At 54.5% G+C, this 938-nt stretch carries 2 protein-coding genes; both read left to right on the forward strand.

What is annotated here, in order from left to right; translation table 11 throughout:
• A partial coding sequence (locus C9I92_RS25540) for a hypothetical protein (RefSeq protein WP_107193950.1) occupies nt 1-373 on the forward strand: 373 nt, incomplete at its 5' end.
• Nucleotides 374-432: 59 nt separating this feature from the next.
• Nucleotides 433-938 (forward strand): ATPase (locus tag C9I92_RS25095; protein WP_107193951.1); only part of this gene is annotated, 506 nt, incomplete at its 3' end.

The following is a 938-nucleotide window of genomic DNA, read 5'->3' on the forward strand; positions in this document are numbered from 1 at the left end:
GGCGACCACCGATACCAAGCAAGCCGACATTGAACTGGAAGCGGCGGCTGGGATGATCTTCGTGGGGCTGATGACCATTGAACAAATGATGAAGGGCATGGTGCATACGCGGTTCAATTTTGACCCTGAGCAGTCCGAAAAGGTGGCTTACAAAGTGGCACCGCTCATCGTCAAATACGGCGGCAACCCGCCACCGTGGATGGCGAAATACATGGACGAAATCATGGCCGTGGCTGCCATCGGTATGCTGAGTCTGTCCAGTTACATGCAGGTTCGCCAGCTCAAAGCAGAAGATTTCGAAGCTGCCCGCCGCGAGCAGGCCAAGCGGGCAGCAGAAGCCGCCAATGATGATTACAATCAGGAGGTGGCGTGAAACTCCAACCCGTAAACCAAAACAACGCACTGAGTAACCATCATGCGTATGCGGTCGGGATGTCAGGCTGCGGCAAAACGTCCGCAGCCAAAAAGCTGTTTATCAAGCCGACAGACCAGGTCGCCATCTTTGACCCGCTCAATGACTACGAAGGCGAAATTGCCGGGCGTAAGGTGCGCAGTTACAGCAGCCTGAAAGCCTTTGCCGCGGCGCTCATTGCTGGCCGCAAAACCACGCAGGGATTTAAAATTGCCTATGCCCCTAAACACGAAACCACCGAGGCGGATTTCGACAAGTTCTGCATGGTGGTTTGGGGCATGGGTGACGGCAAGCACAAAAAGCCGCTCAAGGTGATTTGCGAAGAAGTGGCCGAGCATACCAACACCGCAGGCAAGGCAACCGGCTACCACGGCAAGATTCTGAGGCTAGGGCGCAAATTCGGTCTGCACTCCATCAACATGTTCCAACGCGGGCAGGAAGTCTCGAAAACTATTATCGACAACTGCCAGTTCGCCTGCGTAATGATGCAGAAAGCGGAAGATAGTGCGTATTACCTGCAACGCAA

This window comes from Photobacterium ganghwense, assembly GCF_003025595.1.
GTDB classification, from domain to species: domain Bacteria; phylum Pseudomonadota; class Gammaproteobacteria; order Enterobacterales; family Vibrionaceae; genus Photobacterium; species Photobacterium ganghwense.